This window comes from Pseudooceanicola profundi (genome assembly GCF_050897955.1).
Taxonomy (GTDB): domain Bacteria; phylum Pseudomonadota; class Alphaproteobacteria; order Rhodobacterales; family Rhodobacteraceae; genus Pseudooceanicola.
In genome coordinates this window covers 1,110,588-1,132,438 of sequence record NZ_JBPAXZ010000001.1, presented here as the reverse complement: position 1 = coordinate 1,132,438, position 21,851 = coordinate 1,110,588, and the positions used below count along the sequence as shown (strand labels likewise).

General features: G+C 66.0%; 20 protein-coding genes. 10 read left to right on the top strand and 10 right to left on the bottom strand.

Features of this window, described 5'->3' with window-relative positions; genetic code table 11:
- Positions 1–178: 178 nt before the first annotated feature.
- A complete protein-coding gene (locus ACRARG_RS05675; RefSeq protein WP_432689022.1) occupies positions 179–2,470 on the bottom strand; it encodes an NADP-dependent malic enzyme in 2,292 nt (763 codons plus the stop codon).
- 328 nt (positions 2,471–2,798) lie between these two features.
- Between ACRARG_RS05675 and ACRARG_RS05670 the strand changes: the two genes are divergently transcribed.
- The 6 genes from ACRARG_RS05670 to ACRARG_RS05645 all read left to right on the top strand — a co-directional run bounded on the left by ACRARG_RS05670 (position 2,799) and on the right by ACRARG_RS05645 (position 9,012).
- Positions 2,799–3,191, top strand: a complete 393-nt coding sequence (locus ACRARG_RS05670; RefSeq protein ID WP_432689021.1) for a cytidine deaminase — start codon at positions 2,799–2,801, stop codon at positions 3,189–3,191.
- Positions 3,191–4,495, top strand: a complete 1,305-nt coding sequence (locus ACRARG_RS05665; protein ID WP_432689020.1) for a thymidine phosphorylase — start codon at positions 3,191–3,193, stop codon at positions 4,493–4,495. Before ACRARG_RS05670 ends, ACRARG_RS05665 begins: the two co-directional genes overlap by 1 nt.
- Entirely contained in the window at positions 4,495–5,685 is a 1,191-nt protein-coding gene (locus ACRARG_RS05660) for a phosphopentomutase (protein WP_432689019.1), read from the top strand. The genes ACRARG_RS05665 and ACRARG_RS05660 overlap by 1 nt, the downstream gene beginning before the upstream one ends.
- A gap of 180 nt (positions 5,686–5,865) precedes the next feature.
- Complete coding sequence (locus ACRARG_RS05655) at positions 5,866–6,858, top strand: adenosine deaminase (RefSeq protein WP_432689018.1); 993 nt, start codon at positions 5,866–5,868, stop codon at positions 6,856–6,858.
- Positions 6,855–7,487 (top strand): uracil phosphoribosyltransferase, encoded by a 633-nt coding sequence (upp, locus tag ACRARG_RS05650; RefSeq protein ID WP_432689017.1) that lies wholly within the window; start codon positions 6,855–6,857, stop codon positions 7,485–7,487. The genes ACRARG_RS05655 and upp overlap by 4 nt, the downstream gene beginning before the upstream one ends.
- Before the next feature lie 76 nt (positions 7,488–7,563).
- A complete protein-coding gene (locus ACRARG_RS05645) occupies positions 7,564–9,012 on the top strand; it encodes an SPOR domain-containing protein (protein ID WP_432689016.1) in 1,449 nt (482 codons plus the stop codon).
- A 95-nt stretch (positions 9,013–9,107) separates the two neighbouring features.
- On the opposite strand, the gene ACRARG_RS05640 is transcribed toward ACRARG_RS05645, so the two are convergent.
- From ACRARG_RS05640 to ACRARG_RS05625, 4 genes are all read right to left on the bottom strand, one after another.
- The gene (locus ACRARG_RS05640) at positions 9,108–10,184 is read right to left on the bottom strand and encodes a bifunctional transcriptional activator/DNA repair enzyme AdaA (protein ID WP_432689015.1); all 1,077 of its coding nucleotides are present in this window, start codon (positions 10,182–10,184) and stop codon (positions 9,108–9,110) included.
- A gap of 68 nt (positions 10,185–10,252) precedes the next feature.
- A complete protein-coding gene (locus ACRARG_RS05635) occupies positions 10,253–11,269 on the bottom strand; it encodes a hypothetical protein (protein ID WP_432689014.1) in 1,017 nt (338 codons plus the stop codon).
- A 271-nt stretch (positions 11,270–11,540) separates the two neighbouring features.
- Positions 11,541–13,169, bottom strand: coding sequence for an AMP-binding protein (locus tag ACRARG_RS05630; protein ID WP_432689013.1), 1,629 nt, complete (start codon positions 13,167–13,169; stop codon positions 11,541–11,543).
- Between the two features lie 63 nt (positions 13,170–13,232).
- Positions 13,233–13,973, bottom strand: coding sequence for a sulfite exporter TauE/SafE family protein (locus tag ACRARG_RS05625; protein ID WP_432689012.1), 741 nt, complete (start codon positions 13,971–13,973; stop codon positions 13,233–13,235).
- 373 nt (positions 13,974–14,346) lie between these two features.
- Here ACRARG_RS05625 and ACRARG_RS05620 point away from each other — a divergent pair, with 373 nt between their 5' ends.
- Positions 14,347–14,991, top strand: coding sequence for a sulfotransferase family protein (locus tag ACRARG_RS05620; RefSeq protein ID WP_432689011.1), 645 nt, complete (start codon positions 14,347–14,349; stop codon positions 14,989–14,991).
- 174 nt (positions 14,992–15,165) lie between these two features.
- Positions 15,166–15,798: a Hint domain-containing protein gene (locus ACRARG_RS05615; RefSeq protein WP_432689010.1), complete on the top strand. Its 633-nt coding sequence runs from the start codon at positions 15,166–15,168 to the stop codon at positions 15,796–15,798.
- 99 nt (positions 15,799–15,897) lie between these two features.
- Here ACRARG_RS05615 and ACRARG_RS05610 read toward each other — a convergent pair whose 3' ends face one another.
- Together ACRARG_RS05610 and ACRARG_RS05605 are read right to left on the bottom strand one after the other, a co-directional pair.
- Positions 15,898–16,164 carry a hypothetical protein gene (locus ACRARG_RS05610; RefSeq protein WP_432689009.1) on the bottom strand — a complete coding sequence of 89 codons (267 nt, stop codon included), beginning with the start codon at positions 16,162–16,164 and terminating at the stop codon, positions 15,898–15,900.
- 121 nt (positions 16,165–16,285) lie between these two features.
- Positions 16,286–17,215 carry a LysR family transcriptional regulator gene (locus ACRARG_RS05605; RefSeq protein WP_432689008.1) on the bottom strand — a complete coding sequence of 310 codons (930 nt, stop codon included), beginning with the start codon at positions 17,213–17,215 and terminating at the stop codon, positions 16,286–16,288.
- Positions 17,216–17,319: 104 nt separating this feature from the next.
- On the opposite strand from ACRARG_RS05605, the gene ACRARG_RS05600 reads away from it, so the two are divergent.
- Entirely contained in the window at positions 17,320–17,646 is a 327-nt protein-coding gene (locus tag ACRARG_RS05600; RefSeq protein WP_432689007.1) for a putative quinol monooxygenase, read from the top strand.
- A 3-nt stretch (positions 17,647–17,649) separates the two neighbouring features.
- Entirely contained in the window at positions 17,650–17,892 is a 243-nt protein-coding gene (locus ACRARG_RS05595; protein WP_432689006.1) for a DUF2798 domain-containing protein, read from the top strand.
- A gap of 52 nt (positions 17,893–17,944) precedes the next feature.
- On the opposite strand, the gene ACRARG_RS05590 is transcribed toward ACRARG_RS05595, so the two are convergent.
- Genes ACRARG_RS05590 through ACRARG_RS05580 form a run of 3 tightly spaced genes read right to left on the bottom strand, consistent with a single transcriptional unit; the run spans position 17,945 to position 21,842 of the window.
- On the bottom strand, positions 17,945–20,134 hold the full coding sequence (locus ACRARG_RS05590; RefSeq protein ID WP_432689005.1) for a 3-hydroxyacyl-CoA dehydrogenase NAD-binding domain-containing protein: 2,190 nt from the start codon (positions 20,132–20,134) through the stop codon (positions 17,945–17,947).
- A 26-nt stretch (positions 20,135–20,160) separates the two neighbouring features.
- A complete protein-coding gene (locus tag ACRARG_RS05585) occupies positions 20,161–20,631 on the bottom strand; it encodes a cupin domain-containing protein (protein ID WP_432689004.1) in 471 nt (156 codons plus the stop codon).
- Positions 20,631–21,842: an acetyl-CoA C-acetyltransferase gene (locus ACRARG_RS05580; RefSeq protein WP_432689003.1), complete on the bottom strand. Its 1,212-nt coding sequence runs from the start codon at positions 21,840–21,842 to the stop codon at positions 20,631–20,633. The genes ACRARG_RS05585 and ACRARG_RS05580 overlap by 1 nt, the downstream gene beginning before the upstream one ends.
- Positions 21,843–21,851: the final 9 nt, after the last annotated feature.

Below are 21,851 nucleotides of genomic sequence, written 5' to 3'. Positions count from 1 at the left end.
GGGCAAGAAAATCGGTGGCAGGCGCGGCGCTTTGGCGCGGAAAATTTGCAATTTTTGCCGTTAGCGCACTGCAAAATTTTGCAAAGTTATGCTGTCGGCGGGGTATCGGCGCGAAATCTGGCCGGATTTGCAAATTCCGCACTGCGGATAAGCAAATCCGACCGTCACAGCAAAGGGGTCACCCGTAGGCGGCCACCGGCGTGCCGGCAATGGCCGCCATGTTCAGCAATCCGCGCGGCGTGATCGAGGGCGTGACGATATGGGCGCGGTTGCCAAGACCCATCAGGATCGGGCCGACCTCCAGCCCGCCGCCCTTCATCTTCAGGATGTTCCGCACCCCAGAGGCCGCATCGGGATTGGCGAAGATCAGCACATTGGCCGCGCCTTGCATCCGGCTTCCGGGGAAGACACGTTCGCGCAGCGCCGGGTCCAGCGCGCTGTCGATGTTCATCTCGCCTTCATAGGTGAAGTCGCGAGGCGCGCTGTCGAGGATTTCCAGCGCGCCGCGCAGCCTGCGGGCGGATTCCGTATCCTGGTTGCCGAACTGGGACCGGCCGCAGAGCGCCACGTTAGGGTGCAGGCCAAACCGTTTCACATGCCGGGCGGCGCCAATGGCGGCTTCTGCGATCTGTTCTGCCGTGGGGTCGGAATGCACATGGGTATCGGCCAGGAAGAGCGGCCCGTCCTCCAGGATCATCAGCGACAGCGCGCCATGGGGGTGCATCTTCTCCGTCCCCAGAACCTGGGTGATGTAGTTGAGATGCCAGCGATATTCGCCAAATGTGCCGCAGATCATGCTGTCGGCCTCGTCACGATGCACCATGACCGCGCCGATGGCGGTGGAATTGGTGCGCATGATGGCACGGGCAAGGTCGGGGGTGACGCCGCGCCGGGCCATGATCTCATGATAGGTGCCCCAGTAGTCGCGGTAGCGGGGGTCGTTTTCCGGGTTTACGATGGTGAAATCGGTGTCCGGGCGGATTTTCAGCCCGGCCCGTTCGCAGCGTGCCTCGATCACCTCGGGGCGGCCGATCAGGATGGGCTGTTCGGTGGTCTCCTCCAGGATCGCCTGGGCGGCACGCAGCACGCGTTCATCCTCGCCTTCGGTAAAGACCAGCCGGCGGGACGCGGTGCGGGCTGCTTCAAACACGGGCCGCATGAGCAGGGCGGATTTGAAGACGGAGCCGCGGAGTTTCTCCTTATAGGCCGCCAGATCCTCGATCGGTCGTGTTGCCACGCCCGACTCCATCGCAGCCTTGGCCACGGCGCTGGAGACGGTGGCCGACAGGCGCGGATCAAAGGGTTTCGGGATCAGGTAGTCGGCCCCGAAGGTCAGCTTTTCGCCCTGATAGGCGGCGGCGGCCTCGGCCGAGGTCGTGGCCCGGGCCAGCGCCGCGATGCCTTCGATACAGGCCAGCTCCATCTCGTCGTTGATCTCCGTCGCGCCGACGTCCAGCGCGCCACGGAAGATGAAGGGGAAACAGAGCACGTTATTGACCTGATTGGGGAAATCCGAGCGGCCCGTGGCGATGATCGCATCGGGCGCAACCTCCCGCGCCTCGTCCGGCATGATCTCCGGCGTCGGGTTGGCCAGCGCAAAGATGATGGGCTTTGCGGCCATGCGCGCCACCTGCTCGGGCTTCAAAACGCCCGGGCCAGAGAGGCCCAGGAACAGATCGGCCCCCTCGATCACATCCTCCAGCGTCCGCTTGTCCGAAGCCTGGGCAAACTCGGCCTTCTGCGGGTTCATATCCTCCGCCCGGCCCTCGTAGACCAGCCCGTGGATATCGCAGAGCCAGACATTCTCCCGCTTCACCCCGAGCTTCAGCAGCATGTTGAGGCAGGCGATGCCCGCCGCGCCGCCGCCGGTCGACACGACCTTGATCTCCCCCCAGTCCTTGCCCGCGACATGCAGCGCATTGGTTGCCGCCGCGCCCACCACGATGGCCGTGCCATGCTGGTCGTCATGGAAGACAGGGATGTTCATCCGCTCGCGGCAGAGCTGTTCGACGATGAAACAGTCCGGCGCCTTGATATCTTCAAGGTTCACGGCGCCAAAGGTTGGCTCCAGCGCGCAGACGATCTCGGCCAGCTTGACCGGATCGCTCTCGTTCACCTCGATGTCGAAACAGTCGATGCCGGCGAATTTCTTGAAGAGGACGGCCTTGCCCTCCATCACCGGTTTCGACGCCAGCGCGCCGATATTGCCGAGGCCAAGCACGGCGGTCCCGTTGGACACGACCGCCACCAGATTGCCGCGGGCGGTGTAGCGCGAGGCATTCGCGGGATCATCCTTGATCTCAAGGCAGGCCTCGGCCACGCCCGGCGAATAGGCCAGCGACAGGTCGCGCCCGTTGGCCAGGGGCTTTGTCGCCCGGATCTCCAACTTCCCGGGGCGCGGCGTCTCGTGATAGGTCAGCGCCGCCTGTCGCAGAAGGGTGCGGCTGTCGGGCTTGGCATCATCGGGCATCATCGGGCTCCTTCACAAAATCGCGCGGGCAGGGGATGGTTCAGCGTTAAACCGTTTGTTCCCGGGGCGGAAGCCCCGCCTCGCGCTGCCGCCCATAAACCACGCCGGTGGAAACGGCCATATGACAGCCCTCCTGATCCTAACCGCTGATCAAGGTTAATCCCTATCAAGGTTTATGCGCCCCCCCCCCTTCATCTTGGCAAAAATACTCCCGCGCGGAGCGCATCCGCCCCCGACACCCGCACCCCGTCCGGCTGACCCCGCGTCCTGCCCACTTGCATTGCGCGCCCGCCCGACCAAGACTGCGACTCCCGGTAAGGAGCACGATATGGACCTGATGCAAGCCGCCCGCGAGGTATGGGACAATGCCTATGCCCCCTATTCCAACTTCAAGGTGGGTGCGGCGATCCGCACATCCTCGGGCGCGATCTTCACCGGGGTGAATGTCGAAAATGTCGCCTATCCCGAAGGCACCTGCGCGGAGGCCGGCGCCATCGCCGCCATGTGCGCCGCCGGAGAGCGGGAGATCGCGGAGGTCGCCGTCATCGCCGACAGCCCCGCGCCTGTGCCCTGCTGCGGCGGCTGCCGGCAGAAGCTGGCGGAATTCGCCGGGCCGGATGTCATGGTCACCCTCGGCACGCTCGGCGGAGAACGGCTGCAGCTGACCGTGGCCCAGATCTTGCCGGGCAAATTCGACGCCGGGTTCATGGAGAAAAGCTGATGGATGCCCGCCGCATCATTGCGCGGCTGCGCGACGGCGACACGCCCTCCCGAGCCGAACTTGCCTGGTTCGCCCAGGGGCTTGCGGATCAGAGCGTGACGGATGCCCAGGCCGGGGCCTTTGCCATGGCGGCGCTGCTCAACGGCCTGTCCGACGAGGGGCGGGTGGCGCTGACGCTCGCGATGCGCGACAGCGGCGAGGTGCTCTCCTGGTCGCTGCCGGGTCCGGTGCTCGACAAGCATTCGACGGGCGGGGTGGGTGATTGCGTCTCGCTCGTGCTGGCCCCGGCGCTGGCGGCCTGCGGGGCCTATGTGCCGATGATCTCCGGCCGGGGGCTGGGCCATACCGGCGGCACGCTCGACAAGCTGGAGGCGATCCCGGGGCTGATCACCGGGCTGGACGAGGGCCGGCTCCGCGCCGTTGTCGAAAAGGCCGGCTGCGCCATCGTCTCCGCCACCGCTGAAATCGCACCCGCCGACAAACGACTCTATGGGATCCGGGATGTGACCTCGACCGTGGAAAGCCTCGACCTGATCACCGCGTCGATCCTGTCCAAGAAACTGGCGGCGGGGCTGGACGGGCTGGTGCTTGACGTAAAGATCGGCTCCGGCGCCTTCATGAAGAATATGGACGAGGCAAAATCGCTGGCGGAGGCGCTGGTGACCACCGCCAATGAGGCGGGCTGCCGGACCTCCGCCGTGATCTCCGACATGAGCCAGCCGCTGGCACCCGCTCTTGGCAATGCGCTGGAGGTGGCCGCCTCCTGCGCTGTGCTGACCGGGGAGGCGGAGGGGCCGTTGCTGGAACTCACCGCCATGCTGGGCGGCGTGGTGCTCGCCGGGGCGGAAATGGCCAAGGATGTGGGGCGGGGCCACAGGATGATCCTCGACGCGATCGCCTCCGGCAAGGCTGCAGAGCATATGGGCCGCATGGTCGCCGCCATGGGCGGGCCGGTGCAGTTCATGGAAAACTACGCCCGTTTCCTGCCCGAGGCGACCGTGATCCGCGAGATCCCCGCGCCGCAGGATGGCTATATCGGCGCGATGGACGGGCAGGCGCTTGGCCTCGCCGTGGTCGACCTTGGCGGCGGCCGCAAGGTGGAGACGGACCATATCGACCATGCCGTGGGCCTGTCGGACATGCTGCCGCTGGGCACTCCGGTGAAGAAGGGGCAGGCGCTGGGCCGCGTCCATGCCTCCCGCATGGATCAGGCCAGCCAGACGGTGAAGGCCGTGCAGGCCGCGATTACCATCACGGAGGCCGAACCAGATGTGCCGGAGCTCATCCGCGAGGGGATCGGCTGATGGCCCGCGTCTTCCTTGTCGTCATGGACAGCGTCGGCATCGGCGGGGCGCCGGATGCGGACCGGTTCTTCAACGGCGACCTGCCCGATACCGGCGCCAATACGCTGGCCCATATCGCGCAGGCCTGCGCGGAGGGCCGGGCGGAGGAAGGACGCTCCGGCCCGCTGCACCTGCCGCATCTCGACGCGCTCGGCCTCGGGGCAGCGGTACGGCTGGCCAGCGGCGATGCGGTGCCGGGTCTCTCCGCCACGCCCACCGGCACATGGGGGGCGGCAACGGAGGTCAGCCCGGGCAAGGATACGCCCTCGGGCCACTGGGAACTGGCGGGCGTGCCGGTGCCATGGGACTGGCATTATTTCAAAGATACGCAGAACAGCTTCCCCGAAGAGCTGATCGCCGCCGCCTGCCGGGCCGGCAATAGTGACGGCATCCTCGGCAATTGCCACGCCTCCGGCACCGCCATTATCGCGGAGCTGGGGATGGAGCATATCCGAACCGGCCGCCCGATCTGCTATACCTCCGCCGACAGCGTCTTCCAGATCGCCGCGCATGAAGTGCATTTCGGCCTCGACGCGCTGATGGAGATGTGCCGGAAGCTGGCGCCCACGTTGCATGCGATGAAGGTGGGGCGGGTCATCGCCCGGCCCTTTACCGGCGAGACGCCGGAGACCTTTGCGCGCACCAAGAACCGCCGCGATTTCGCGATCGAACCCCCGGCGCCCACGCTGCTCGACCGGGTGCAGCAGGCCGGTCATCCGACCCATGCGATCGGCAAGATCGGGGACATCTTTTCGATGCGCGGGATTGATGATGTGGTGAAAGGCACGGATGACGAGCTGATGGAGCATCTTGCCCGCGCGGTGGCAGAGGCGGAGGACGGCTCGCTCACCTTCGCCAATTTCGTCGAATTCGACAGCCTCTACGGGCATCGCCGCGATATCTCCGGCTACGCCCGGGCGTTGGAATGGTTCGATGCAGAAATCGGGGCGCTTCTGCCGCGCCTGCGCCCGGAGGACATGCTGATCCTGACCGCGGATCATGGCAATGACCCGAGCTGGAGCGGCACGGATCATACGCGGGAACGCGTGCCCGTGCTGGTCGCCGGACAGGGGGCTGGGGAACTCGGGCTGATCCCCTTTACCGGGGTGGCGCAGCTGGCCGCAGGGCATCTGGGCGTCACATGGGCCTGAACGCGGACATGCGGACGGGCCGGGAAGGGGGCGCTGCCCCCGCCGGCCTGCGGCCGACACCCCCGGAGTATTTTAGGAAAGATGAAGACGGGCCGCGCGTTCCGGCTTCATCTTTCCTAAAATACTCCCGCCGGAGGCATCGTGCCGCCGGAGGCGGCGCGAACAATTCAGAGAGACCCCATGAGCCTGCGTGACCTGCCGAAGCTGGAGCTGCATCTGCATCTGGAAGGGGCGGCGCCGCCTACTTTCATCCGGGGGCTGGCGAAGGAGAAATCCATCGATATCTCGGGTGTCTTCCGGGAGGATGGCAGCTATGCCTTTCGGGATTTCGTGCATTTCCTATCCGTTTATGAGGCCGCAACCTCCGTCCTGAAGACGCCGGAGGATTACGCCCGGCTGGTTACGGCGGTGCTGGAGGAAAGCGCGGCGCAGGGGGTGATCTATGCCGAGACCTTCGTCTCGCCGGATTTCTGCGGCGGATCGGATGTCGGGGCCTGGCGGGAGTATCTGCTGGCCATGCAGGAGGCGGCGGCCCGGGCGGAGGCGCGGGACGGGATCATCCTGCGCGGCATTGTCACCTGCATCCGTCATTTCGGACCGGAGAAGGCGCGGGCCTCCGCGCTCTGCGCGGCGGAGACGGTGGGGGATTTCATCACCGGTTTCGGGATTGCCGGGGATGAGGGGCGCGGGGCTCTGCGCGATTTCACCTGGTCCTTCGATCTGGCGCGGGAGGCGGGGTTGCGCCTGACCGCCCATGCCGGCGAATGGGGCGGGCCGCAGTCGGTGCGCGATGCGCTGGACGTGCTGCGGGTCGAGCGGATTGGGCATGGGGTGCGCGCCATTGAGGATCTGGCGCTGGTCGACCGGCTGGCCGAGGACGGGGTTGTACTGGAGGTCTGCCCGGGCTCCAATGTCATGCTTGGGCTCTATCCCCGCTGGGACCGCCATCCGATTCAGCGCCTGCGGGAGCGGGGGGTGAAGGTCACCGTCTCGACCGATGATCCGCCGTTCTTTCACACGACGATGACGCGGGAATATGAGGAACTGGCGCGCGCTTTCGGCTGGGGGGCGGAGGATTTTCTGGAAATCTCCCGCAATGCTCTGGACGCGGCCTTCTGTGACGGGGATACCAGAGACAAGATCGCCGAAAAGCTGAAGGACCACCCGCAATGACCGAACATCTGACCGTCGTCGACCATCCGCTGGTCCAGCACAAGCTGACGATCATGCGGGATCAGGCCACGTCCACGGCTGTGTTCCGGCAGCTGCTGCGCGAGATATCGCAGCTTTTGGCCTATGAGATCACGCGCGGGCTGCCGATGACCACGCAGCGGATCCAGACGCCCTTGGAGGAGATGGATGCGCCGGTGCTGGAGGGCAAGAAGCTGGCGCTGATTTCGATCCTCAGGGCCGGGAACGGGCTGCTCGACGGGGTGCTGGAGCTGATTCCCTCCGCCCGGGTCGGGTTTGTCGGGCTCTACCGGGACGAGAAAACGCTGCAGCCGGTTCAGTATTACTTCAAGGTGCCCGACAGTCTGGAGGACCGGCTGGTGATCGCGGTCGATCCGATGCTGGCCACCGGCAATTCCTCTGCCGCCGCCGTGGACCTTCTGAAGAACGCAGGCGCGACGAACATCCGCTTTCTGTGCCTGCTTGCGGCGCCGGAAGGGGTGGCGCGGATGAAGGAGGCGCATCCCGATGTGCCCATCGTCACGGCATCGCTCGACAGTCACCTGAATGACAAAGGATATATCGTTCCGGGACTAGGGGATGCGGGTGATCGGATGTTTGGCACCAAATAGGCCGTTTTTTCCGCTTGTCCCGCTTTACTCGCCTCGGGGTTTGATGCAGGATCGGCGGAGCAACCCGGGGGGGCAGATGTCCAGGTTCACACGCAACGTCACCACGTATTTTCTGCTTGCCGCCCTGGCGGCCGGCGGCGCAGCGGCGCAAAGCCGCAAGGATGGCCCGGCAGAATATCCGCCCGCCTCATTTTCCGGCAAGCAATATGTCGACAGCCGTGGCTGCGTCTATATCCGCGCCGGCGTGAATGGCGCGACGCAATGGATCCCCCGGATGACGCGGGCCCGGCAAGTGGTCTGTGGCTTTCAACCCACGCAGGTGGCGGGCACCACCTCGACGCCGCAGCAGACGGCTGGCAGGGTAACCGTGATCACGGCGGCCGATCCGGAGCCGCAGAGCGTGGCGAAACCGGCTCCGGCCCCGGTGGCAGCGCCGGCCCGGGTGGCGCAGGCTGCGCCCAAGCGCAAACCGGTTCCGGCCAATCTGAAACCGGCGCGGTCGGCAGCGCCTGTCACCACATCGCCCGTTGTCATTCGTCCTGCCAGTGCCGTGACCGGCCCTGCGACCCAGCCCGTGCGCCCCTATGCTGCGGCCCCGGTCATCACCGCGCCTGTCCAGCCGGTGCGAGAGGCGCGTCCGGTTGTGGTGGCGCCGTCGCGCGCGCCTGTTGCGGCGACCCGGGTCACCGGTGGCTGCCCGGGCATGTCCGCGATGGCGCAGCGGTATATGACGGGCGCGGGGCTGCGCTGCGGCCCGCAGGATGTTGATTATGCGACCGGTGCACCGCGGGTCATGGCCCGCACCACGGTCGCGGGCACGGCACCTGTCTCTCCTGCACCGACCTTTGCCGCCCCCCTTGCGCCGTCCTATGACGGGTCGGTGCCGCGCCGTGTTGTGGCTGTCGCCCCGGCGCCTGTGCGGTCCACCGGGCCCAAGGTGTTCACGCCGCCGGCCCAGACCCGCCAGGCCGCAGTCAGCGTCCGGCGCGTGGACCCGGCCACGATCCATCCCGATGCCCGGATCATGCCGCGCGCCGCATACGAGAATCGGGTTCAGACCGCAGGGGTCATCACGGTGCCGAAGGGATACCGTCGTGTCTGGGAAGACGACCGGCTGAACCCGCACCGGGCCGAGGGGACGCTGCGCGGCAAACAGCAGATGGAAATGGTCTGGACCAAGACCCTGCCGCGCCGGCTTGTGCCGGTGACTCTGGTCGACCAGACGGCGGGTGTGGCGCCGGCACCGGCGCCGGTTGTCCGGTCCACTGTGTCGAGCCGCAACGTCGCGCCGGCCCCCAAGCCTGCGCGCGGCGAGGCCAGCTATGTTCAGGTCGGGACCTTTTCGCCGGAAAGCGCGCAGAAGGTGGCGCAGCAGATGGCGGCGCGCGGTCTTCCCGTGCGGATCCGTGACACGGGCATGGCGCATGTGGTTCTGACGGGGCCGTTTGGATCTGCGAAGGATGTCGGGCTTGCGCTGAGAACGGCGCAGAGCGCGGGCTATCGCGGCGCCTTTCCCCGGCGTTAATCGTTAAGACCTTCCGGCAGCAGTCTGATCTGCCGCCGGGCATGGCCCCGCGCGCCCCGGGGCCGCTGTCGGGCCTGGCCAGGGCTGGAGCCGTTCTAGCCGGTTCCGGCCATCCGGTAGCTGCCTTCGATCGCGAGCAGTTTTTCCTTGCGCCAGAGGCCGCCGCCGTAGCCGGTCAGCGATCCGTCCGCGCCGATGACCCTGTGGCAGGGGATCAAGACAGCGATCTGATTGGCGCCGTTGGCCCGGGCGACCGCACGGGTGGCCTCGGGCCGGTTCAGACGGCGGGCGAGAGTGGAGTAGCTGATCGTGTCGCCGGCCGGGATCTGGCGCAGCGCCTGCCAGACCGCCCGGGTAAACGGCGTGCCGTGCAGCGTGAGCGGTGTGTCGAAGCGGGGGCTGCGGCCGGCCAGATAGGCGTCAAGCTCTGCCGCGGCCTGATCCATGGGGGCAGTGCGCCCGATCCCGAGCCGACCTTTGACGGCGGCGCGCAGCCGGGCCAGTTCGCGGGGCAGGGCGGGGCGGTCAGCAAATTCCAGCAGATGCAGGCTGCGGTCATCGGCAACGACGATCAGCGGACCGAGGGAGGTTTCTATCCAGTCGGCCCGCAGCAGCGCCTCTGCGCCGGCGCGGGCCAGGGTTTCGGGGGAAGTGCCCATCAGGCGCGCAAAGGCGTCACGGAAGCCCGAACCGCTGTCGAAACCGGCTTCAAGCTGCGCGTCGATCACCCGACCGCCCCTGCCCAGCTGGCTGAACCCGGCCTGCAACCGGCGCATCCGCGCGAGGTCGAGGAAGGTCATGCCAATCGCCCGCTTGAAGGCGCGCCGTATGGTGGAGGGGTCATGGCCCATGGCAACCAGATCGCTTTCGGTCCAGCGCCGTGCCGGGTCGGCTTGAAGCTCTGCCATCAGGGCGGCGACGATGGGGTCGGCGCCGCGCGCCTCCAGCGGGTGGCAACGTTTGCAGGGGCGGAACCCGGCTTCGACACAGTGCTGCACGGAGCCGAACCACTGGCAGTTTTCGAATTTCGGCTGCCGTGCCGGACAGCCGGGGCGGCAGAAGATGCCGGTTGAGGTCACGCCGACCCAGAGCCGGTCGTGCATGTCCTCACGCGTGGCCGGGTCGAAAAAGGCCTGATAACAGGTCCGGGGGATGTCCAGATCAAAGCTCATGCCGGCAGTTTAGCCGACCCGTCCGGGGCCGCCGCCGGAAATCGGGCAGGACATAGAATTTCGGGCTGTTATCCGCCGCAGATGTTCTGAAGCCGAAGCCAGTCTGCATCCCGGATCAGGATCGGAGCAGTGGAGCTTCCATAGGGGTCGGATTCGATCAGGCGCAGGGTGGTTTCGCCCGTCATATCAAGAGCGTAGGCGAAGGGGGTCGCGCGAAGTTCGGAGCGGCGGAAGCGTTCCAGCAGCGGCTCTACCGGCAGGCGGCTGCGCGGGGCGGTGACGATCTGGCGTGCGTAGCGGCGCAAAGTGGCCCGCGGCAGTTCGCCCGTTGTCACCAGATGCAGCGTCGCGGCAATGCTGATATTGTCCAGCACCTCGCCCAGCGGATCGACCAGATCGGCCCGCAGCGATTCGGCGACGGCAAATCCGGCCGCGACATCCGGCTCTTCGTAATCCTCGATCACGGTATGGCTGAGAAGCAGCAGGCGCCCCGGCAGCATCAGGGCATGTGTAACGCCGTCCGGCACCACCCGGATCGTCACCGGGGTGTAGCCGCCCGAAATCCGCTCTGCCAGCCGGTCGAGGATGACCTGACCCTGCCCCTGGTTGCAGGGCGGGCCCGAGACGCGGGTGATTTCCTCCATCAGCGCCATGCCGATCTCCTGCCGTTTGACGGCGGGCATGACGGCCAGAAGATGTGTCTTCAGCGCGCCGGGCAGCCAGAACACCGCACCGCCGAGCACGGCCAGGATCACCACGACAAATACAAACAGACGAAGGCGGCCCGGCCGGGGCCGGCGTCGGGTCACGGCGTGCCGGAGCTTGTCCAGCGCCTGGATCATCTCCTGTTCCGAGGCATCCAGCTCCAATGTCTCTTCGGGATCGCCATCGGGGTGGTAGATGGCCGGTGTCCGGCCGGGGTTGACGCGGGTGATGGCGGGGATTGACCAATGCGCGACGGGCCGGTCGGCCGTGTCGCGCAGCGTGAGTGTGGCCTCACCGATGGTGACGGAAACATCGCGCCGCTGAGCGTCCGGCGTCTCCCGCCACAGACCTGCGGCGACGAGCTGCTGATAGTTCTTCATGACCGGCATACGGGGCCTGCTCCGCCTCTTTTGGCGACGATATCATGGGGCTTGGATCGGGGCAATTCCGCCGATTGCGATGGCCGGGCAGCGGGATTTTGCCGGCGGGATGTGGGTTTCGGGATTTGGGTTTCGGGATTCCGGTTTCGGGCCGCTGGCGCGGCCCGACCGGGGGCCGGCCCCGCCTGCGGCGGGCCCGGCCTGCCTCCGGCGGGAGTATTTGGGGAAAGATGAAGGGGGGCGGTCCCGGCTTCGGGCCGGGCGGCCCGGGTCAGAGGGCGCGGGCGGCGGCGCGGAGTTCGAACTTCTGGATCTTGCCGGTGGAGGTTTTGGGAAGTTCCCGGAAGACAATCGTCTTGGGGGTTTTGAAACCTGCCAGCCGTTCGCGGGCAAATGCGATCAGCGCGGCGGCGTCGCCGGTGCGGCCGTCCTTCAGTTCGACAAAGGCGCAGGGCACCTCGCCCCATTTGTCGTCCGGCCTGGCGACGACGGCGCAGAGCAGGACGTCCGGATGGGCCATGAGTACGCCCTCGACCTCGACCGAGGAGATATTCTCGCCGCCGGAGATGATGATATCCTTGGCGCGGTCGGCAATCTGCAGGTAGCCGTCGGGATGCTGCAGGGCGATGTCGCCGGTGTGGAAATAGCCGCCGGCAAAGGCTTCTTCGGTGGCTTTGGGGTTTTTGTAATAGCCCTTCATCACGCCGTTGCCGCGCATCATGATCTCTCCGGTCGCGACCCCGTCCATCGGGATTTGTTCCATCTGCGGGGTCATCGCGGTGATATGGTCATAGGCGGGCATGGCGACGCCCTGACGGGCCTTGATGGCGGCGCGGTCGTCGCCTTTGAGATCGCCCCAGAGGGCATCATCCCAGGTGCATTCGGTGGCGGGGCCGTAGACCTCGGTCAGGCCGTAGACCTGGGTGACGTTGAAGCCCATCGGCTCGATCTTGGCGAGGGTGGCCGGGGCGGGCGGGGCGCCGGCGGTAAAGACCTCGACCGTCTGGGGGAAGCTGCGTTTCTGGTCGTCGGGGGCGTTGACCAGCATGTTGAGCACGATGGGCGCACCGCCGAAATGGGTGACGCCTTCATCGGCAAAGGCGGAAAAGAGCGCCGGCGCGGTGATGTCGCGGCAGCAGACAACCGTGCCGCCGAGCAGCGGGATCATCCAGGTGTGGCACCAGCCGTTGCAGTGAAAGAGCGGCACGATGGTCAGGTAGCGCGGGTAATGTGTCATCTGCCAGGACAGGATTTGCCCCATGCCGTTCTGATGCGCGCCGCGGTGGTGATAGACGACACCTTTGGGCCGGCCGGTGGTGCCGGAGGTGTAATTGAGCGCGATGCTTTCCCATTCGTCCTGGGGCATGATCCAGTCGAAATCCGGATCGCCCCTGGTCAGCAGGTCCTCATAGGTGAGGTGATCGGTCTGGGCATGGACGCCCGCCTGATCGTCGGGGCATTCGATGATGATGGGGGCGGGGCCGTCCATCCGTTCGACCGCTTCGGCGAGGCTATGGATGAACTGGCTGTCGCAGAGCACCATCTTTGCGCCGCCATGGTCGAGGATATAGGCGATCGTGTCCGGCTCCAGCCGCGTGTTGATCGCGTTGAGCACCGCCCCGCAGGCCGGCACGCCGAAATGCGCTTCGGCATGGGGGGGCAGGTTGGGCAGGATGGTGGCGACAACATCGCCGGGCTGGATCCCCATCTTGTGGAGCGCCGAGGCCAGGCGCGTGACGCGGTCGTGATATTCGGCGTAGGTCTTGCGGAAGCTGCCGTAGACCAGCGCCTCACGGTCGGGCCAGATGCGCCGGGCGCGGGTCAGGTTCGACAGGGGGGTCAGCGGGACGTAATTCGCCGCGTTCTTCTCCAGTCCGGTTTCGTCAGCCATCCAGCCCATAGGTTCCTCCCTTGGAATTCCGCAGACCGGATTACCCCAGATCGGGGCGCGAGGGAATTGCCGTCAGGTCAGGAGCGCTGTCGTGCCGCGGATCAGAAGGATGACCGACAGGGCGAGGAGCAGGATTTCGATGACACGGACATAAAGCGCCTGAGGCAGGACCTCTGTCAGCCAGCGTCCGGCCAGGGTGCCGAGCACACCGGTGCCGATGAGCCAGGGGGTCTGGGTCCAGTCCAGCCCGTTAAACTGGCCGGCGAGGGCATAGCCCGGCAGTTTCGACAGGTTCACCACGGCGAAGATGATGGCGATTGTACCGGCATAGATCAGCTTGGGCATCTGCTGTGGCAGAAGATAGGCCTGGGTGGGCGGGCCGGCCGAATGGGTGAGGTAGGAGGCGATGCCCGCCAGCGTGCCCCAGAAGAGGGCCGGGCGCGGCGCGGGGTCTGTTTTCCGGGCCGGGGTGCGGCGCAGCCAGGCGCGCAGGCAGTACCAGAGGCCGATCAGCCCGGTGACGATCAGCAGAAGCGCTTCGGGCGCGACGGTGACAATCATCGTGGCGATGGCCACGCCCAGCAGCATGGCGGGCAGGAGATAGGTAATGTTCGCCCGGGAATAATTGCGCCGGTAAAGCCAGACGCTGACCCAGTCGGTGACGATATAGACGGGCAGCAGGGTGGCGGCGGCCTCGACCGGGTTCATGGTCAGGGCGAGCAGCGGCACGGCGAGCGAGCCCACGGTCGCGAGCCCGCCCTTGGCGGTGCCGACCATAAACGCGGCGAGGAACAGGAGCGGTGTGGGGTCCATGGAGTGCCTGTGACGGTTGCGGATTGGTAGGCCAGCGGGGAGAGGAGGGCAAGACGGGGCGGGCTTGATGCGGCGGATGTCACGGGGCTGATGCGAGGGGGCTGATGTGACGGGGCTGATGTAGTGGGGCGGGGGCTGCGGCGCGTCTCGGGCGGGGGATAGCAGGCGGGAGGCAGACTGTGGGCGGCGGGGGGGGGGGGGGGGGGGGGGGGGGGGGGGGGGGGGGGGGGGCCCGGGGGGGGGGGGGGGGGGGGGCTTTGCCCCCCACGGCCTTTGGCCTCCCCCCCAGGATATTTCGGGCAAGAGGAAGCAGGGGGCAGGTGCCTGAGACCACCGGCTTGCCAGGCGGGGCGGGTTGGGCCTAATTCGTCGTATGATCCTGTCGTCTGGCCGTCGCTATTTATTCATTCATATCCCCAAGACCGGGGGGACCTCGCTGGCGCTGGCGCTGGAAAGCCGCGCGATGAAGGATGACATCATGCTGGGCGATACGCCCAAGGCGCGCAAACGGCGGGGGCGGCTGAAGGATGTGCAGACGCGCGGGCGGCTCTGGAAACATTCGACGGTGGCGGATCTGGACGGGCTGGTCAGCCCGGCGGAGCTGGACGAACTGCTGATCTTTGCTCTGGTCCGCAATCCCTGGGCCCGGGCGGTCAGCTATTACCACTGGCTGAGGCAGCAGAGTTTTGATCATCCGGCCGTCAGGATCGCCAAGGCAGAAGCGTTCAGCCCCTTTCTCAACCATCCGCTGGTCGGGCGCAGTTTCCGGGCCAGCCCCGCGCGCCATTACGTGACCGATGCCAGCGGTGCTGAACGGCCGGCGCTTTTCCTGCGGTTGGAGCAGTTTGGCGAAGATGCAGCCCCACTCTGGCGTCATCTGGGGTTCGAGCTGGCGCTGCCGGAGGAGAACAAGACCGGCACCGGCGCCGGATACCGCGATTTTTATTCAAAAGCCGATTCGAATCTGCTGGCGGAGCTCTGCGCGGAGGATATCGCGCGCTTTGGCTACCGCTTCTGAGGGCGCGATTGTCGCCGGAGCTGCGACAAAGCGGGGTTCTGACCCCGGCTGTGTCTCTGAAATGGCGACAGCATCTTATTATTGCCACATTTCGAACCTGATTCCGTCCATTCCCGCTGGCAGGTTGGACCCTGTCACCAATCCGGCACGAAGCCGAGGACGGGAGTTAAAGAAATGACCAAAGCATTCGACAAGGCCGCACAGATCGCACGCCGCATGTCCGACGCCTCCGGCGCCTATAACGGGGCAGGCACGGGTGCGAACACCGGCCTCATGGAAGGCACCAAGGTCATGACCGCCATGGGCTACCAGATGATCGAGGACCTCGAACCCGGGGCCCGCATGATCACGGCCGACAACGGCATCCAGTTCGTGCGCTCCGTGCGCCGCGAACCGCTGTGGTTCTCCACCGCCGAATGCCCGAAGTCGCGCCAGCCGCTTTTCATTCCGGCCGAGGCGATCGGCAATGCGCAGGATATCACCCTGTTGCCGCACCAGGCTGTCATGGTCGAAAGCGACATGGCCGAGAAGGTGCTGGGCGACCGCAATGTGCTGATGCTGGCACAGGACCTCGAAGGGGTCTGCGGTATCCATCGTGTGGCCCCTGAGGGCCCCGCAACCGTGGTGACGCTGGAATTCGACAATGACGAGGTGATCTTCGCCGGCTCCGGTGCCATGTGCATCTGCGAGGCCCGCGAGAGCGCCGATGGCAAGGAATACCGTACGCTGGAAACCTTCCGCGATGCCGCCCTCGTGGCCGCGATCCGGGGTGAGCTGAACGGTGGCCGCGCCACCGTCGCCGCCTGATCCCACAAGTTTATCCCCCCGCACCTGTCCCGGTGCGAACCTGTCTCTACTGAGCCTGTAGAGTGACTGGCCCCGGTTCTCCCGGGGCCAATTTTTGGCTCAGAGGATCCCCGCTGCCTGCAACCGCCAGCCCAGCAGCGCCAGCGCCGCCATGCCGGCGATGAAGCCGCGCGGCCCGAACAGGATGCGCATCAGCCACATCGACAGCACCATAAATACCATCACTCCGGCGATGATCAGGGCCGTGCGTTCATCCTCGCCCGCAGCGCGGAGGATGATGAAGGTGATCAGCGGCATGACAATCGCCATGGCGGGCATCAGCTGGTTGAGGCGGGCGCGCTGTTCCTCTTCCGTCAGTCGTTTCATCGGTAACCTCCCGGGCACTGTTGATCTGGCGCCCGCATAGCATCGGCGCGGCCTGTCAAGAACGGGGGGCGGTGCCGTGGCCGCTCCGGCGGTGTGCGGAAGCTGGCGGGATTATAGCACATCACATGGCATCCGGGGACGGGTCGCATTGCGGCAGACCGCCCTGCAGCCACGGATCGGCGGATATATGCGCCCGGGTGTAGTCGCGGAAGAGCCGCGCCCGGGCGCTCAGCAGTCGTCCGGCAGGCCAGACCAAGTGAATGATCCGATCCGGACCGCGCCAGCCGGGCAGCACATGGACAAGGCGTCCGTCCCGGATTTGCGGCCCAATTTCGGAGACGGGCAGCAGGAGGATGCCCAGGCCGTCCTCTGCCAGCTGCGCGGCAAAGCCGATATCATCGGCCACGGCGGCGGTGACCGGTTTCAGCGGCAGGCTCTCGCCCCTTATGTCATGGGTCAGGTCCCAGTGGGGCAGGGTGGTGACGCCAATGATCCGGTGATGCGCCAGATCCGCAGGGGTGTCGGGGGTGCCGTGACGATCCAGATAGGCGGGCGCGGCCGACAGGATTGTGCTGACCCGGCCCACCCGCTGCTGGAGAAAGCCGGAATCGGGCATGGGGCCCACCCGCAGGGCGATATCGACATGGTCGGCCTGGAGATCGGCAAAGCTGTTGGACAGCCGGATATCCAGCCGCACCTCCGGATAGTCCCGCAGGAAGCCGGACCAGAGGTCGCGCAGCGCGGTCACGGCAAGGTTCGTGGGCGCCGCCACGGTCAGATTGCCGCCTATGCGATGGATATCCTCGCCCAGCCCGCGCAGGCGGCCCTGCATCTGATCGACGAGCTCTGCCATTTCGCGGTAGTAGCTTTCGCCTTCGGTCGTCAGCTCGAACCGCCGGGCGGAGCGGTGGATCAGGCGGCAGCCGAGGTGATCCTCCAGCCGGCTGAGATGCCGTGTGACTGTGGCCGCGGACATGTCGAGATGGGTCGCGGCGGCGGCGAGGCCATTGCTGCGGACAATCTGGATAAAGAGGGCGATTTCGTCGAGCATTTCAATTCTGCAATTATAGACGCCATTTCTGTCTATATATTCCGGATATGTGTCTGGCTAGATGTCATTCCGGGATCAATCCCGGTCCCGGAGAGCGAGGGAACATGTCGTATTTTGTCAGCGCAGGAATTGAAGCGGTCGAGGGCACGGACCTCGCCCATGTGGAACGGGAGCTGGCCATTCTGGTCGCGGCGACGGTGAAAGAGCCCGGCTGCATCCGCTTCGAGATCCGCCAGAACCTTGAAAACCTGCGCCGCTTTGTGCTGTGGGAGGAATGGACCGGGCCGGAGGCCCTGGCGGACCATTTCCGTTATGCCCATACGGAACGGGTGATCGGGGCGCAGATCACCCGGGTGATCTACAATGAAAAGCTGGGCGAGATCGGCGCGCGGGCAGATACCGCGACGCTGGCCGCCGTGCCGGAGCACTGAGCCATGCGCAGACGTCTGATTTTTGCCGTGCTGCTGTCGAGCATGTTGTCGTTTCTGATGACGCTCTGGATCTGCTGGCTGACCCTCGGGTTCGGGCCGCAGTTCCTGGGGCAGTGGATGCATGCCTATGTCGTGGCCTGGCCCTCGGCTGCGCTGATCTCCTTTGCATTGGGTCCGGTGGTGCTGCGCTGGACGGCGGCGATCGAGGCGCGGCTGGATGGGATCGAGCTGGCCCGCCAGTCGTGAAACGCAAACGGGCCGCCCGGAGGGGAGGCCCGTTCTGGTCTCTGCTCTGGTCTCAGGCGGCTTTCTTGCCCTCGCCGAAACGGCCGTAGAAGCTCTGCCCCTTGTCGGCCATCTCCCGCAGGAGATCGGGGCAGGAGAAGCGCGGCCCGAATTTCTCGGCCAGCTGGTCGCAGCGTTCGGCGGCATATTCGGCGCCGATGATATCGAGCCAGCTGAACGGCCCGCCGGACCAGGGCGCAAAGCCCCAGCCGAGGATCGCGCCGACATCGCCTTCGCGGATGTCTTCCAGCACGCCGGATTCCAGCGCGCGCACGGCCTCCAGCACCTGGGCGAACATGAGGCGATGCTGAACCTCGATCAGGTCGGGCTGTTCCTCGAGCGTGGGGGTCAGACCGTCCAGACCGTCCCAGAAGCCCTGCCGCTTGCCGGCCTCGTCATAGCTGTAGAAGCCCGCCTTGGCCTTGCGCCCCAGACGCCCCTGATCGTAGAGCGCGAACATCAGGTCATCGACCGGCTTCGCATCGGCCGGGTATTTGTCGCCAAGCGCCTGTTTCGTGGCCTTGGCGATCTTCACCGCGAGGTCGATGGAGGTCTCGTCGATCAGCTGCAGCGGACCCACGGGCATGCCCAGCAGGCGGGCGGCATTGTCGACCAGCGCCGGCGCGACCCCTTCGGCCACCATCCGCGCCCCTTCGTTCAGATAGGGGATGATGCAGCGGTTGGCATAGAAGAAGCGTTCGTCATTGACGACGATCGGCGTCTTGCGGATCTGGCGCACATAGTCGAGCGCCTTGGCCACGGCGCGATCGCCGGTTTCCTTGCCCTTGATGATCTCCACCAGTGCCATCTTTTCAACCGGAGAGAAGAAGTGGATGCCGATGAACTGCTCCTGCCGGGCGCTCGCCTTGGCCAGCTCCGTGATCGGCAGGGTGGAGGTGTTGGAGGCATAGATGCAGTCGGCGGGCACCACGGCCTCCACGTTCTTGGTCACCTCGGCCTTGACGCCGACATCCTCAAAGACCGCCTCGATGATGAGGTCGGCATCAGACAGCAGGGAATAGTCGGTGGTCGCGGTGATGCGGCCCAGGATCTCCGCCTTCTTCTCCGGCGTGGACTTGCCGCGCTTGATGCCCTTATCGAGGTAATCCTCGGTATAGGCTTTGCCCTTGTCCGCGCTCTCCTGCTTCTGGTCGATCAGCACAACCTCGATCCCGGCCTGTGCCGAGACCAGCGCGATGCCCGCGCCCATCATGCCCGCGCCCATGACGCCCAGTTTTTTCACGCGCTGGTCGGGGGCTTCGGGCCGGTTCGCGCCCTTCTCCAGCGCTTCCTTGTTCAGGAAGAGCGACCGGATCATCGCCCCGGAGGAGGGGTTCATGATGACGGAGGTGAACCAGCGCGCCTCGATCTTCAGCGCGGTGTCGAAGGGCACCATGAGCCCTTCGTAAACGGCCGAAAGCATCGCCTTGGGCGCAGGATAGGCGCCCCAGGTCTGGCCCATGATCATGGCATTGGCGCCGACGAAGGTCTGGAAACCGGCGGGGTGATAGGGCGCGCCGCCCGGCACCTTGAAGCCTTTCACATCCCAGGGTTTGACGATATCCGCATCCTTGGCATTCAGCACCCAGTTCCTGGCGGCGGCGACCGGATCGGCCACGACCTCATCGATCAGCCCGGCCTTCATCGCGCCTTTGGGATCAACCGATTTGCCCTGCAGCAGGAAGGGAGAGGCGGTCATCACACCCAGCTTGCGGACAAGGCGGGTTGTGCCGCCGGAGCCGGGGAAGATGCCGACCATGATCTCCGGCAGGCCGATCTTGGCCTTGGGATTTTCGGCCACAAAGATCCGGTGGCAGGCCAGCGGCAGCTCCAGACCGATGCCCATGGCGGTGCCGGGCAGGGCGGCGGCAATCGGTTTGCCGCCCTTGTTGGTCTTGGCGTCCATCCCGGCGCGTTCGATCTTGCGCAGCATCTGGTGCAGCGACATGACGCCGGCAAAGACACCCTCCGCGCCCTCTTCCTTCATTGCGGCCAGGACGTTCAGGTCCATGCCGCCGGCGAAGCTGTCCTTGCCGGAGGTGATGACGATACCCTTGACGGCCTCGTCCGCCAGCGCGTCGGTCACCGCCGCATCCAGCTCCTCCGCGCCCTGGAGGGTCAGCACGTTCATGGATTTTCCGGGCAGGTCCCAGGTGATGATCGCGACGCCATCGGCGCCTTTTTCCATCGTGAATTCAGTCATTTGATATCTCCTTGTCCGAAGGGATCTCAGGAATTTGTCGGATAGGGGGTGCCATCGAGATGCTGGTAGGCAAAGCCATCCGGCCCGGCCTCCACCTTCATGTCGATCCCCGGATAATAGGCGGTCTCCTCCGGCGTGCGGGTGCCGATGCAGAGGAAGGTGGCGGGGCTGTCGGTCCGGTTGACCATGCAATGGCCATCCTCGACGCCGGCCGGGAAGGCGGCACAGTCGCCGGGACCCATCAGGGTCTCGCCGCTGTCCATCTCCAGCACCAGCTCACCCTCCAGCACGAGGATGAACTCGTCCTGATTGACGTGCCAGTGGCGCAGGGACGACGCGGACTGCGGCGCAACCTCTGTCCGGGTCACGCCGAACTGGGTCAGTCCGCCGGCATCACCCAGCCGCCAGTTGGTACGGCCGGCGAACTGTGCGCCCCAGGGCGCCGGATAGCCGGAGCCCGTCTTGCCCGGAACGGAGGCGAGGTCGATCTTGCCCATCACACCCGCTCGATGATCGTGGCGGCGCCCATGCCGGAGGCCACGCAGAGGGTGGCCAGGCCGGTGCCCTTGCCGGTCCGCTCCAGCTCGTCCAGCAGCGTGCCGATGATGATCGCGCCGGAGGCCCCCAGCGGGTGGCCCATGGCAATCGCGCCGCCGTTCACATTGACCTTGGAATGGTCCACGTCAAAGGCCTGCATGAAGCGAAGGACCACGGCGGAAAACGCCTCGTTCACCTCGAACAGGTCGATGTCGGAGATCGACATGCCCGACTGTTCAAGGATGCGCTGCGTCGCCGGAACCGGCCCGGTCAGCATGATCGTCGGATCGGTGCCGATCTTGGCCGTGGCGCGGATGCGGGCGCGGGGCTTCAGCCCGTATTTCTCGCCGAATTCCTTGTTGCCCACCAGCACGGCGGCCGAACCATCCACGATGCCGGAGGAGTTCCCGGCATGGTGCACATGGTTGATCTTCTCCAGATGCGGGTATTTCAGCAGGGCGACCTTGTCGAAGCCTGGCATGACCTCGCCCATATCCTTGAACGAGGCCTTCAGGCTGCCAAGCGCCTGCATGTCGGTGCCGGGGCGCATGTATTCATCCGTGGCGAGGATCGGCAGACCGTTCACGTCGCGGATCGTCACGATGGACTTGTCGAACCGCTTGTCCTCCCAGGCCTCGGCGGCCCGTTTCTGGCTCTCGACGGCCAGCGCATCCACGTCATCTCGGGAAAACCCGTATTCCGTTGCGATGATATCGGCAGAGATGCCCTGGGGGACGAAATAGCTCTCCATCGCCACGGTCGGATCGACGGCCACGGCCGCCCCGTCGGATCCCATCGGCACGCGCGACATGCATTCCACACCGCCTGCGATATAGGCCATGCCGGCGCCACCCTTCACCTGATTGGCGGCAAGGTTGACGGCCTCCATGCCGGAGGCGCAGAAGCGGTTGATCGAAAGGCCGGGGATATGTTCGTCCAGATCGGAGGCCAGCACGGTCGTGCGCGCCAGGCAGCCGCCCTGTTCCATGGCCTGGGTCGCATTGCCCCAGATCACGTCCTCCACAGCATGGCCCTCAAGGCCGGAGCGGTCCTTGATCGCGTTCAGCATCTGCTTACCAAGCGCGACCGAAGTCACCTCGTGCAGGGAACCGTCGGCGCGGCCCTTGCCGCGCGGGCTGCGCACGGCGTCGTAGATATAGGCGTCAGACATAATGCCTCC